The organism is Streptomyces sp. NPDC054841 (genome assembly GCF_053611045.1).
Genome location: NZ_JBSGZO010000064.1, coordinates 1 through 13,041 on the forward strand (window position 1 = coordinate 1; position 13,041 = coordinate 13,041).

A 13,041-nucleotide genomic window follows, 5' to 3' on the forward strand; every position below is an offset into this window, starting at 1 on the left:
CTCATGAAGTGACCCGCGGGTGGCGCGGCCTCACAGGTGCGTCGGCTCGAACATCCTCAGCAGCGCCGGCAGCACCACGACCGAAGGGCCTGGCTGCTCGAAGGACTTCGTCAGGTCCGCACGGAGCGACTCGGGGGTCGTACGGACCGCCGGTACCCCGAACGATTCGGCGAGCGCCACGAAGTCCGGGCGGGACAGCTCGGTCGCCGTGGCCTCGCCGAAGGCGTCCGTCATGTATTCGCGCAGGATGCCGTAGCCGCCGTCGTCGACGATCAGCCAGGTGACGGGCAGGCCGTACTGCTTCGCCGTCGCGAGCTCCGCGATCGAGTACATCGCTCCGCCGTCGCCGGAGACCGCGAGCACCGGCCGGGACGGGTCGGCGGCGGCCGCGCCGAGCGCGGCGGGGAAGCCGTAGCCGAGGCCGCCGGCGCCCTGGGCGGAGTGCATCGTGTTCGGGTGCCGGGCGTCGAAGGCGGACCAGGCCCAGTAGGCGAGGATGGTCATGTCCCAGAAGCTCGGGGAGTCGTCCGGCAGGGCCGCACGGACCGCGGCGAGCACCTCCTGCTCCAGACTCAGTTCCTGGCCGGCGATCCGCTCCCGCACCTTCGCGAGAAGGGTGGACACCCGCTCGGCGGCGGCCGGGTCGCGGCTCCCCCGTAGCCCTTCGGACACGGGAGGTACCCCCACCTCCACCGTCTCCAGCAGCGCCGAGAGCGCGATGCGGGCGTCGGCGTGGATACCGAGCGCGGGGTGGTTGGACTCCAGCTTGCCGAGGTCCGCCTCGATCTGGATGACGCGTCCGCGCGGGGCGAACGTGTGGTAGTTCGAGGAGAGTTCGCCGAGGCCCGAGCCGACGACGAGCAGGACGTCGGCGTCCTCCAGGAGGTCGGTGGTGTGCCGGTCCTCCAGCCAGGACCGCATCGACAGGGGGTGCTCCCACGGGAACGCGCCCTTGCCGCCGAAGGTGGTCACGACCGGCGCGTCCAGCTTCTCGGCCAGCGCCAGCAGCTTGCCGGCGGCGTCGGAACGTACGACACCGCCGCCCGCGATGATCGCCGGGCGGGAGGCGTTGGACAGCAGGTGCGCCGCCACGGCCGTCAGTTCGGGGCGGGGCACCAGGTCGTGCGGTGTGGCGTCCATGGCCGTGACGACGGGCAGGCTCGTCTCGGCGAGCAGCACGTCCTGCGGGATCTCCACCCAGACCGGGCCGTGCGGGGCGCTCAGCGCGGACTCCCAGGCGGCGGCGATCGCGGAGGGGATCTGCGAGGCCGTACGGACGGTGTGCACGGACTTGACGATGTCGCGGAACGACGCCTTCTGGTCGCGCAGTTCGTGCAGGTACCCGTGGCGTCCGCCGCCGAGACCCGCGGTCGGGATCTGGCTGGAGATGGCGAGCACCGGAGCGGACGCGGCCGCCGCCTCCTGGAGCGCGGCGAGCGAGGTGAGCGCGCCGGGCCCGGTGGAGAGCAGCAGCGGGGCGACCTCGCCGGTGATCCGGCCGTAGGCGTCGGCGGCGAAGCCCGCGTTGTTCTCGACGCGCAGTCCGACGTACCGGAGCGACGAGCGGCGCAGGGCGTCGAACATGCCGAGCGCGTGCTGGCCGGGCAGGCCGAAGACGGTGGTGGAGCCGAGGCCCTGGAGGGTCTCGACGACGAGGTCACCGCCGTTGCGCCCGGCCGGCGGGTTGAGCGCGGCCTCGACCTGCTGCGGGGTCGGTCGCAGGACGAGGTCGTGGTCGTGGGTCACTTCGCGGTCCTCGCGGCGGCGATCTGACGGGACATGATCGTGGTCAGTTCGTACGCGGTGTGGGAGGCCGCGACCGACGTGATCTCGGCGTGGTCGTACGCGGGGGCGACCTCGACGACGTCGGCGGAGACCAGGTTGCAGGAGGCGAGCCCGCGCAGGATCTCCAGCAGCTCGCGGGAGGTCATGCCGCCGGCCTCGGGGGTGCCGGTGCCGGGCGCGTGCGCCGGGTCGAGGCAGTCGATGTCGATGGAGATGTACAGCGGACGGTCGCCGATGCGCTGGCGGAGCTGGTCGGCGACCTCGTCGGCGCCGCGGCGGTAGACGTCGGAGGAGGTGACGATGCCGAAGCCCAGCTTCTCGTCGTCGGTCAGGTCCTGCTTGCCGTAGAGCGGGCCGCGGATGCCGACGTGGGAGAGCGCCTCGGTGTCGAGGATGCCCTCCTCGACGGCGCGGCGGAACGGGGTGCCGTGGGTGTACTCGGCGCCGAAGTACGTGTCCCAGGTGTCCAGGTGCGCGTCGAAGTGGAGCAGCGCGACCGGGCCGTGCTTCTTGGCGACCGCGCGCAGCAGCGGCAGCGCGATGGTGTGGTCGCCGCCGAGCGTCATCATCCGGGCGCCGGTGCCGAGCAGATCGTCGGCCGCGGCCTCGATGGTCTCGACGGCCTCATTGATGTTGAACGGGTTGGCGGCGATGTCACCGGCGTCCGCGACCTGGGCGAGCGCGAAGGGCGAGGCGTCCTGCGCCGGGTTGTACGGGCGCAGGAGCCTCGACGCCTCACGGATGGCGTTGCCGCCGAAGCGCGCGCCGGGACGGTAGGAGACCCCGGCGTCGAAGGGCACACCGACGACGGCGACATCGGCGCTGCCGACCTCGTCGAGCCGTGGCAGCCGGGCGAACGTCGCGGGTCCGGCGTACCGCGGGATGCGGGACGAGTCGATGGGGCCGCGCGGCGTCTCGTTGCTGCTCATGACCATGCCTTCTTTCCTACGCTTTTCCTACAGTTCGAGGCTGTTTGACTTTAATGGACCGCCGGGACCGATTCCGCGGCGGTCGCCGGCTCGTTCTCGGGGGTGCGGCCCGCGAGGCGCTCGCGCCAGGCGGCCAGGATCGCCGCGTCCGTCGGCCTGGTGGCCAGCGAGACGATCACGTAGGCCGCCAGCGAGGCCAGCAGACCGTAGTAGACGGGCTGGTTGGCGAGGATGCCGTACTTCCACATCAGGCCGATGACCGCGACGCCGCCGACGACGACGGAGGACAGTGCGCCGTGGACCGTGCCGCGCTTCCACAGCAGTCCGCCGAGGATCGGGACCAGCAGTCCGCCGACGAGCAGGTTGTAGGCCACGGTCAGCGCCTCGATCACGTTGTTGAGGGCGATCGCGATGAGGATGACTGCGACACCCATCAGCAGGATGAACGTCCGGTTGCCCTTGACCTCGTCGTGCGCATCGGCGTCGGCGCGGTGGTGGGTGACCGCGCCGCGCAGCTTCGACCAGATGTCGTTGTTGGCGACGGTGGCACAGGCGATCAGGGCGCCGGAGGAGGTCGACATGACCGCGGCGAGCGCGGCGGCGAGGACCAGGCCCCGCACACCCATCGGGAGCGCGTCCTTGACGATGGTGGCGAAGGCGTCGTCGGCGTTGCCGAGGTTCGGGTAGAGCACCTTGGCGGCGGTGCCGATGACGGCGCCGGCGAGGGCGTAGACGAGGCAGTAGGTACCGGCGACGGTGCCGCCGTAGCGGGCGACCTTGTCGTTGCGGGCGGTGAAGACCCGCTGCCAGATGTCCTGGCCGATCAGCATGCCGAACGTGTAGATGAGGACGTACGTGAAGATCGTCTCGCCGCCGATGCCGAGCGGGGCGAAGTACTCGGTGGGCAGCTGGGCCTTCATCTCGGCGAAACCGCCCGCCTTGATCACGGCGATGGGCAGCAGCAGGAGGAGCACGCCGACCGTCTTGACGACGAACTGCACCATGTCGGTGAGGGTGATCGACCACATGCCGCCGAGCGTGGAGTAGGCGACGACGATCGAGCCGCCGAGGATGATCGCGAGCGTCCGGTTCATGTCGAAGAGGACGTCGAAGATCGTGGCGTAGGCGATGGTCGAGGTGACCGCGAGCATCAGGGTGTACGCCCACATCACGACACCGGTGATGAGGCCGGCCCGGCCGCCGTAGCGCAGGTCCAGCATCTCGGACACGGTGTAGACCTTCAGCCGGGCGATGCGCGCGGAGAAGAAGACCGAGAGGGCGAGGAGTCCGAGGCCGATGGCGAAGACCATCCAGGCGCCGGAGAGGCCGTACTTGTAGCCGAGGCCGACGCCGCCGATCGTGGAGGCGCCGCCGAGGACGATGGCAGCCATCGTGCCGGAGTACATCCAGGGGCCGAGCCTGCGGCCCGCCACCAGGAATTCGCTCTTGGACTTGGCGCGGCGCATGCCCCACCAGCCCATGGCCAGCATGCCGGCCAGATAGACGACGATCACTGCGTAGTCGACGGCCATGGGGCCTCCTTCGCTCACTCTCGGTGGCGTGTCGTGCAAGGGATACGAGGGGACGCAGCAGCTCTTGCGCGGGGACATCCGCCCGTACCCGCGGCTGCTGGACGTCTCGACGATAGGTGGCCGGAAAGCGACGCTGAAGTGTACGTTTCATCCATTCTCGAAGACGACATCGGATGGAACGTCCACCATGCCGGACCCCACCACTCGCCCCGCCGCCCCACCGGCCCCACCTGTCCCACTGGCCGCGCTGCTGGCCCGTGAGGACCTCGGCCTGCGGCTCATCGCGGGCGTCACGGATCCCGAGAACCCCGCAAGCGCAGAGAACATCGTCATCCAGTGGGTGCACACCTCGGAGATGGCCGATCCGTACCCGTATCTGCTCGGCGGCGAGCTGCTGCTGACGGCGGGCGTCCTGCTGAAGGATCCGGAGATGTACGCCGCCCGCGTGGTCGAGGCGGGCGGAGCGGCGATCGGCTTCGGCGTCGCCCCGGTGTACGACTCCGTGCCGGAGGCGCTCGTCGCGGCGTGCGACCGGCGCGGCCTGCCGTTGATCGAGGTGCCGCCGCAGACCCCGTTCACGGCGATCGCCCGCGCGGTCTGGCGGCTGATGGCCCAGGTCCGCCTCCAGGAGGTGCGCCGGGTGAGCGAGGCCCAGCAGGGTCTGGCCACCGCGGCGGCCCGCCCCGACCCGGTCCCGGCGGTGCTCCAGCAGCTGGCGTCCCGGCTGGGCGGCTGGGCGGTCCTGCTGGCCCCGGACGGCTCGGCTCTGCAGGCGGCCGGCCGGGCGCCGTCACGGGAGGCACGCGAGGCGCTGGGGCGGCTGTCCCGAGTGGTGAGGCCGGACACGGAGGATGGGGAGAACGAGGAGAACGAGGCCGGGGGCGCGGATTCCCGCACGGCGCCGCCGCCCGGTACCCGGCCGGAGGCCGGCGCGCAGGCCGCCGGCTCCGCGCGGCCGGCACCCGCCTCGGCCACCGACTCCGTCGGGGACACCCACCTCGCCGCGTACGCGCTGGGCGGCGGCGAGGGCCTCGTCCTCGGGATCGCCGCCGAGGCGCGCGAGCCCGGCGGGCACACGATCGCGGGAGTCGCCGTCGTCCTGCTGTCACTGCTCACCGCCCCGCATCAGGGAGCCGACGCGGCCGGGCGGTCCGCCGCACTGGTGCGGCTACTGCTGGGGGCCGCACCCGCCGACGTGGCACGGGCGCTGGGCCCGGGGCCGTGGACGGTGGTGCACGCGACCCGGCCGGGACAGCCGGACCGGATCGCGGCCTCGGCCCTCGGCGCGGCGCTGGGCAGCACACTGGTGGACGCGGACGGCGCGACCGTACGGATCCTGCTCTCCGGCGAGCGGCGCATCGAGCCGCAGCCCGGCTGGACCCTCGGAGTGAGCGCCCCCGCCGAGCCCTCCGAGCTCACCGCCGCCGACACCTCCGCGGCGCGCGCCCTGCGCCGGGCCGAGGCGACCCGGGCGCCGCTGGCCCGCCAGCGCGACGCGGGCCTCGCCGAGCTGATCGCGCCCGGCGAAGCCGCCGTCCACGCCCGCACCCTGCTCGCACCCATCGCGGCCTCGCCCGCCCTGACCGAGACCCTGCGCGTCTGGCTCTCGCTGCACGGCAGCTGGGACCGCACGGCGCTGGCCCTGGGCGTCCACCGCAACACCGTGCGGCAGCGGATCGCTCGCTGCTCGTCGCTGCTGGGCGTCGACCTGGACGACGCGGACGTACGGATGGAGCTGTGGTTCGCACTGCGGTACGCATGACGCACCCGCGTCACCGAGGTTTCGTCGCGTCACCGAGGTTTCGTCGCGCCGCCGTGGCTCCGTTGCGCCGCCGTGGTCCCGTCACACCGCCGCGGTTCCGTGGGAAGCCCACGACTCTCGGCCCCGAAGGCTGTCGCTACGACCCAAGTCCCTTGCGCCACAGACGTGTTGGAATTCCTGCATGGCTTCTCCCGCTGACGGAACCACGATCCTGAACCCGGACGAGCCCGAACGCCGCCTGCGTGCCGAGATCGAGCGGCTCCGGGACGAGGCAACGCACCAGAGGACGCTCGCCCACCGGCGGGCCGAGTTCTGGACCAAGCTGGACATCGGTCTCGGCTTCCCCGCGGCCCTGCTCGCCGGCACGGCAGGAGCGGCGGGACTGGCCACGGCGGAGGCGCGCATTCCCGCGGCACTGATCGCCCTGGCCTCTGCCGGGTTCGCGGCCGGGGCGGGCTTCCTGCGCAGCGACACCAGGCGCAGAGCCAACAAACGCGCCCGGCACGCGTGGGCCGCCGTGGAGGGCAAGGCCACGGTGAAGCTGACCCAGGAGCACCTGACTTCCGAGGACCTCGGCGAACTGCTCGAATGCCGCCAGGCCGCCCTGGCGGCGTACGACGGCGAGGACCCACAGCCGGGGCCGCCGCCGCTCGCCCCGGGCTGAGCCCGGGCACGGCCAGCGGCAGCCAGGGCTACGCGATCTCGCCCATCCACATGCGCCGCCCCAGTTCATCGAGCTCGGCCTTGCGCTCCTCGTACTCGGGCAGCGCCTGTCCCAGCAATCGCCAGAAGCCCGCACGATGCCCAGGCACTCGGACATGAGCAAGCTCATGGGCGACGACATAGTCCACGAGATGCATCGGTAGCTGGAACAACGGCCATCCAAGACTCATCCGGCCGGGGCCGCGCTCGCCTTGTCCTGGAAGGTACCTCCCCCAGCGCCCGCCGAGGTCGCACACGTCCAGCTCCGGCTCGGCAACCGCCAACCGGGCAGCCCACGGCTGGAGGCGACTGGTCGCCCATTCCCGGCCCGCCCGGCAGTACCAGTCGACCAGCGCCGCCCGGCCACGCCCCGGGTCCCCGGCCTGCTCCTCGCTCATGACGAGACGCCCGGCGATAAGCCGGACCTCAGCCTCGGCGGGCCGGTCGGAGTCGATCGCGAGCCGGTAGGTCCTCCCCAGGTAGCGGAAGACCTCCCCTTCGACCAGGCGCTTCGCAGGATTCAACGGGCGCGTCCGCTCGCGCACCGCGAGTTTGGTCAGCACCCAGGACCTGTGCGCGCGTACGAACTCCTCCGCGTCCGACGCGAGGCGTCCCTCCGGTGCATGGAGGGTCAGATCGGCGTCTGCCTCCACGGTCAGCGCGAACCGCTTGCGGCGGGCGCTGACACGCACGCGCAACGACAAACCGTCCACGATGAGCAAGTTCCCCTCAGACAGGCCAAGGGGAATGCGGGCATCGGCGAGGGCGGTCACGCGGCCTATTCTCCCTGGGCCCTGGCCAGAAACTGACGCCGGTTGTCCGACGCGAAGGCGGCGAGTCTCTGCGCGACGCTGCCCAGCGGCGCCCAGTCCGTAGCGGCGGGACGGAGGCCGCCTCGGATCAGCTGGGTCTGGATGCTGTTCGCCAACACGGTGAGATCCTGATGCTGTCCCTGGTACGAGGCCTTGGCCATGGTCTGCGCAGCTGTGTCGCATACCGCGCCGACCAGCGGCCGCGTGTCTTCGGTCCCCCTGACGACTCCGGGATTCTCGTCCAGAAGCTGGTCCAGCAGCCGGTAGACCTTCTGCTCCAATGGGCTGAACCCCGCGAGCGCCGGGTCCTCCCCGTCCTCCTGCCGGGCCTTCTCAATCAGGGAACCGAACTCCTCGATCTGCTCCTCGAAGCGCCCGGAGAGCTCCCGAAGAACCTCCTCCAGCCGCTGCGAGAGCCGGGCGTACTTCTCCGGGTCCTCCCGTTTGACCCGCTCCTCCAGGTGGAAGCGGAGTGCGTGCCCCATCTCGGCAGCCGCCTCACGCGGCGGCATTGCGCTCACCCTGTCGTCGAAGACCGGCGAGGCCAGCGAGACCGGCGCGATGACCTGCTCGATCTCCGGACCCTCCAGATGCTCGGCGATCATTGCGCGGACCTTGCGCCCATAGTTGCGCAGAGTGAACGTCCCGCCTGGCGCGTCCCGGTGAAGGGTTCTGATGCGCTTCTGGAGCATCCCCCAGCGCCGGGCGTCGCCCACGTACTCCAGGCCGTGCTCGTGCGGCAGCACCCGCTCCAGCGCTGCGAGGAACTGATGCAGCACCTCGTCGAACCCGAACCGTGCCGTCTCGTCCTCGAAGGTCAAAGCGGCGGACCGCACCGCGTTGAAGTCACTGAGGTGGGCATCCAGGACGCCGTGTTCGCTCAGGTAGCGACGTACGGCGTCGGCGGCCGGCCCGAGTCCGCCGATCTCGTCGGACAAACTGCGCATGGTGTCGTCGACATCGGCTTGCTGGTACTCGGCCAGCGCTCCCGTCAGATGATCGAAGACACCGTAGTAGTCGACGACGTATCCGATGTACTTGTCCGGCATCGGCCGGTTGACCCGGGCGACGGCCTGCAGCAGTTCGGCGTCACGGATCGGCCGGTCCAGGTAGAGAGCCTGCTCGCGCGGAGCATCGAACCCGGTGAGCAGCATGGACTTGACGATGAGGAACGCGACGGGGCTTTCGGGATGCACAGGATCGGGGCCGGTGCTGGTCCTCTCCGGCTGCTCCACGCCTTCCTGGGACCACGGGTTGTCGCCCATGCCGTCTGGCTCCACCTCGTCCTGAACCGACGAATGGAACGGAGTTGTGGTCACCCACTCGGGCTCGGGCGGCAGATGCGGAAACGCCTGGTGGAAGCGCTCGATGTACGCCTTCTGGCGCTCCTTGTCCGTCCAATGCAGCCACTGGCGCCGCTTGCGCTCCTTGCCCGGGGAGATGACCGGCACGAAGTCGATACGGCGCAACAGGGAACGGTACTGGTGAGCCTGGTAGAGGTAGCGCAGCCGCCGGGACAGCTCCTCCAGCGGAATGCCGGTCACCGACTCCGGCCTGAATCCGGCAAGCTCGACCATGAGCGCGTCGCGCGCGGCCCGCAGGGCGTGGTGGTACTCGACGGCTGCCTTCCGGCTGACCGCCGCGACCTGTGCCTTGAAGCCACCTCCTGGCAGCACCCAGGTGACCCAGTGCTCCAGCATGTCCTCTGCCTTGGCGCGGATCATCGGCGTTGATTCCGCGACATCGCGCTCAGTGGGCCAGCGTCGCAGCAGTGCCTTGCGCTCGTCGTCCGTACGGTCCCGGATCAGATCCTCGAAGCCGCGGTCGAGGCCGTCCTTGTCGAAGATCTTGCCCTCGCCGGTACGGCCTTCGTAGCGGATGCGTACGACGACGCCGTCACGCTCCGCGTCTGCCATCCGGTAGGTGTCGAGGAAGCCTCGGTCGGGGCCGCCGCTGAAGATCCGGCGGGTGTCCTCGGCCCGGCCGGTCATGATCGGTGTCCCGGTAAATCCGATCTTTGCGGCGTTCGGGATCGCCTTGCGCAGGGCCGCGTGCAGCAGGCTGGTGTGCGAGCGGTGGGCCTCGTCGACGAGGACGAGGATGTCCGAGGAGGTGTTGCACTCGGGGAAGTTCGGCACAGGCGGCAGTGCGGCTGCCCGGCGCCCCCGTCGGGACCTCTCGGCGTCCTCGTACTCCCCTGCCAAGTCCCGGTCGTCACCGTCACCGTCGGCCTCGGCGGCGAAGGCGAATCCCCCCGCCCCGTACTTCTGGATCATCGCGAAGACGACGCGTCGTCCGCCGTCGCGCAGCAGCCCTTCCATCTGGGTCGCCGTCTCGGCCGTCTCGACGTCGGACTCGCTCAGCTTCAGCGTCTTGGAAAGCTGGTCCTGCAACTGCGTACGGTCGGTGACGACGACGACGGTGAACTCGCTGAGCCGGTGGTGCAGATGAATACGGCGCACGAGAAACGTCATGGTCAGGCTCTTGCCGGAGCCCTGGGTGTGCCAGATGACCCCGCCGCGCTCGTCCTCAAGCACGGGACTGCCCCGCGTTCTGCCCGTGAGCAGCTTCCGTACGGCCTTCTCGGCGGCGCGATACTGCTGGTGCCGGGCGACGGCCTTGACCGTCCGGGTCCCGCCGGAATCCGTCTCGACGGGGAGCGGGATGACGTAGTGGCGAACGACGTTGAGGAGCGCGGCGGGGCGCAGGACGACGCCGACGAGCTTGTGGCGCTCGTTCAGCGTGCCGACGGCGTCCGGCAGCTCGGCCCTTAGTGTTGTCCCGTCCTCCGGTTCGATGCTCCGCCAGGGATGGAAGTGGTCGGGCGTGGAGGTGACCGTCCCGAGATACGCGGTCTCCGCGGTGGCGGCCACAAGCAGCTGCACGGTACGGAAGAGCTCCGGGACACCAGCGGGGAGCGGAAGATCGGTGCCGTCGCGCTCGTCATCGGCGATCGGATCGCCGGCGTAGTGCCGGAGGTCGAGTACGGCGCTACGGATGGGGTCGGCGAGGTCGGGGCTCTTGCACTCGACGGCGACGAGCGGGATGCCGTTCACGAACAGGACGAGGTCGAGTATCGACACATCGCCGGAACGATTCTTGACGCGAAGTTGGTCGACGACGGTGAACTCGTTGAAGCTGGTGCGGTCTTCGTGCCACTCGACGTACTGAACCGTGGCGGATGCCCCGCCGTGCGCGGCGGACGGGCCGGTGAGAACGGAACCGCTCAGCAGCAGGTCGGTGGCGTCGAGGTTGGCCTGCGCAACGCCCTTGCCGAGAGGGACGGACGCGAGCTCTGCGACGGAGCGGCTTACGTCAGTGTCGTCCATCCATGGCTCGCCGTCGGCCGCCCGGACGTTGATACGGCGCAGGGCCGCGTCGAGCTTGTCAACCAGCAGGGGAGTGTCGGCGTCGAGTGTGCCGATCTCCTTGCCGGGAACGTGCGTCCAGCCCATCGCCTCAAGCTGCGCGACGATCGGCCGCTCCACCTCGTCCCTCTCGACCTGTACCACCATGCCCCCGCGCCTTCCGCCCCGCCGTTGCGCCGTGCTCCGCTCAGGTGATCCATTCTGCGCCCTGAGCGGGCGGGATGGGAGGTTTCCGGCCGCATGGGCCAGGGCGGAGCCCGGTGACGTACCCCGACATGTGGGTACGTCACCGAGCTTGATTGGGCGGTTCAGGACCTCGGCAGGAGGTTGTCGCTCTCGTCGGGGTCACCGTCCCCCGGTACCGGGAGGCGCGCACCCCGGCTCTGCGCAATCCGGTGCACGTCGCGAAGCGCCTCGGCCATACGGGCCACGACGAAGCGGAGTTGTGCGCTGGTGACCTGCCGGTCGGCGAGCATGTTCTCGGCATGGTCGAGCAGTTCGACGGCCATGCCGAGCTGCACGCTCTCGATGTTGTCGGCGACGCGGGACAGGTATCCGGTCCCGTCACCGATGAGATAGCACGGCTTGCCTTCCGGGCTGGACCAGGGGAGCAGTCGGGCCATGCCTGGCGTCTGGCTCATCACGCCGTCACCTCCACGCCGTGGATCAGGCGCGGTCCGATGTCGACGCTGTGCACGGCGAGCCACAGCGCACGGCGTCGGGCCCGCTGGCGCCGTGCTTCCTCGCGCTGTTCGTGGGCGATGAGGTAGGGGCGGACGAGGGGGCTGTCCTCACCTCGCAGTACGGGCTCGGGGGGCCAGCGGGGTGCTGGCGGTGGCGTCACGGGCGCCGCGACGCGGCAGGCATCGGGTGATCGGTGGGGCTCTGGAACGGGCCAGAGGATCCGCAGCAGCGGCTCGAAGATACGGGCGATACAGTGCAGCACGTCGTCAACTCCTTGGGTTGGCGGCCACGCCCCCGGGCCGTCCACAGCGGTCGCGGGGGTCCTTCGTTTGCGGGCCGACGATTGGACATCGCTGTGTAGCGATCCACTCACAGAGTGAGACGGTGCGGGCTACCCTGACCAGGGGGTTAGAGGTGACAGATCCTTTGTCGCACGGGAGTTGACGATGAGTAACACCTATGGGGAATGGCTCAAGGCCCAGCGCGAGGCGGCGGGGCTGACGCAACAAAAGCTGGCCGACACGGCGATCATGACCCGCTCGCACATCTCTCACATCGAGGCGGGGCGTCGTATCCCGTCGAAGGAGGACGCGCGACGACTGGACAGGGCGCTGAACACGGGGAACGTGCTGAGCAGCTTCCTGCCGCAGGAGGACGTGGCGGTCGCCGACTACTTCGAGGCGGCTCGGCAGCTCGAACAACAAGCAACGGTGATCCGGGAGTTCGCGCTGTCCTTTGTACCCGGCATCCTTCAGACGAAGGCGTACGCTCGTGCGGTCTTGCGCGTCGGCTTTCCCCCCTTGAGCGCGGAGGAGCGTGACAGGCTCGTTGTCACACGGCTTGAGCGCTCGAAGATCCTCACCGGACCGCTTACGCCCGTAGTGTGGGCTCTCTTGGATGAGGCGGTGCTGCGCCGCCCGGCTGGCGGCCCAGAGGTCATGGCGGAACAGATCATGCACCTCGTCCGCCTGGCCGAGGACGAGCGTGTCCGCGTGCACGTGATGCCGTTCGGCCTCGGAATCCACCCCCTCATGCAGAGCATGTTGACTTTGATGTGGTTCGAGGATCAGCCCCCGGTGGCCTATTCCGAGGGCCTACAGGTCGGCAAGGTGCACGACGCCCCGGCCATCGTCGAGCGACTCCGGGGCGCCTATGATCTCGCGCTAGGCGACGCACTGCCGCTGAAGGATTCCCTTGCCTTGATGCGGGCAATAGCGAAGGAATACGGACACCATGAGTGAGCGCACCCTCCCGAAGGCTTCCACGCTGAGCGGCTGGCGCAAGTCGTCCTACAGCGGGAACGAAGGGGGGAGCTGCGTCGAAGTCCTGGATGGCTACCCATCAGGTGTCCCCGTCCGCGACTCCAAGACCCCCCACGGCCCCGCGTTGGTCTTCCCGGCGGACAGTTGGTCGCAGTTCGTCGCAGCCGTCAAGGAGAGAGAGCTCCACACCTGAGCCCTCGGCAGC

11 protein-coding genes are annotated in these 13,041 nt (G+C 70.1%); 4 read left to right on the forward strand and 7 right to left on the reverse strand.

Annotated features, from left to right (window positions below):
• Positions 1–30: 30 nt before the first annotated feature.
• The 3 genes from ACWGI8_RS12130 to ACWGI8_RS12140 are packed head-to-tail and all read right to left on the reverse strand — an operon-like array spanning position 31 to position 4,246.
• Complete coding sequence (locus ACWGI8_RS12130) at positions 31–1,746, reverse strand: thiamine pyrophosphate-binding protein (RefSeq protein WP_453660178.1); 1,716 nt, start codon at positions 1,744–1,746, stop codon at positions 31–33.
• Positions 1,743–2,714 carry an agmatinase gene (speB, locus tag ACWGI8_RS12135; protein WP_453660180.1) on the reverse strand — a complete coding sequence of 324 codons (972 nt, stop codon included), beginning with the start codon at positions 2,712–2,714 and terminating at the stop codon, positions 1,743–1,745. The genes ACWGI8_RS12130 and speB overlap by 4 nt, the downstream gene beginning before the upstream one ends.
• A 50-nt stretch (positions 2,715–2,764) precedes the next feature.
• Positions 2,765–4,246, reverse strand: a complete 1,482-nt coding sequence (locus ACWGI8_RS12140; protein ID WP_453660181.1) for a sodium:solute symporter — start codon at positions 4,244–4,246, stop codon at positions 2,765–2,767.
• Between the two features lie 187 nt (positions 4,247–4,433).
• Here ACWGI8_RS12140 and ACWGI8_RS12145 point away from each other — a divergent pair, with 187 nt between their 5' ends.
• Both ACWGI8_RS12145 and ACWGI8_RS12150 read left to right on the forward strand, forming a co-directional pair.
• The gene (locus ACWGI8_RS12145; RefSeq protein ID WP_453660183.1) at positions 4,434–6,008 is read left to right on the forward strand and encodes a PucR family transcriptional regulator; all 1,575 of its coding nucleotides are present in this window, start codon (positions 4,434–4,436) and stop codon (positions 6,006–6,008) included.
• A 181-nt stretch (positions 6,009–6,189) separates the two neighbouring features.
• Positions 6,190–6,672: a hypothetical protein gene (locus ACWGI8_RS12150; RefSeq protein ID WP_453660185.1), complete on the forward strand. Its 483-nt coding sequence runs from the start codon at positions 6,190–6,192 to the stop codon at positions 6,670–6,672.
• A 28-nt stretch (positions 6,673–6,700) separates the two neighbouring features.
• Here the strand turns inward: ACWGI8_RS12150 and ACWGI8_RS12155 are convergent, their stop codons facing one another.
• The 4 genes from ACWGI8_RS12155 to ACWGI8_RS12170 form a co-directional block, all read right to left on the reverse strand.
• Positions 6,701–7,402, reverse strand: coding sequence for a M48 family metallopeptidase (locus ACWGI8_RS12155; protein ID WP_453660212.1), 702 nt, complete (start codon positions 7,400–7,402; stop codon positions 6,701–6,703).
• Between the two features lie 86 nt (positions 7,403–7,488).
• Complete coding sequence (locus ACWGI8_RS12160; protein ID WP_453660187.1) at positions 7,489–11,037, reverse strand: type I restriction endonuclease subunit R; 3,549 nt, start codon at positions 11,035–11,037, stop codon at positions 7,489–7,491.
• 161 nt (positions 11,038–11,198) lie between these two features.
• Entirely contained in the window at positions 11,199–11,531 is a 333-nt protein-coding gene (locus tag ACWGI8_RS12165; protein ID WP_453660189.1) for a hypothetical protein, read from the reverse strand.
• Entirely contained in the window at positions 11,531–11,836 is a 306-nt protein-coding gene (locus ACWGI8_RS12170) for a hypothetical protein (protein WP_453660191.1), read from the reverse strand. The genes ACWGI8_RS12165 and ACWGI8_RS12170 overlap by 1 nt, the downstream gene beginning before the upstream one ends.
• Positions 11,837–12,020: 184 nt before the next feature.
• On the opposite strand from ACWGI8_RS12170, the gene ACWGI8_RS12175 reads away from it, so the two are divergent.
• Positions 12,021–12,815 (forward strand): helix-turn-helix domain-containing protein, encoded by a 795-nt coding sequence (locus ACWGI8_RS12175; protein ID WP_453660193.1) that lies wholly within the window; start codon positions 12,021–12,023, stop codon positions 12,813–12,815.
• Entirely contained in the window at positions 12,808–13,029 is a 222-nt protein-coding gene (locus tag ACWGI8_RS12180; RefSeq protein ID WP_453660194.1) for a DUF397 domain-containing protein, read from the forward strand. The genes ACWGI8_RS12175 and ACWGI8_RS12180 overlap by 8 nt, the downstream gene beginning before the upstream one ends.
• The last annotated feature ends 12 nt before the right edge of the window (positions 13,030–13,041 follow it).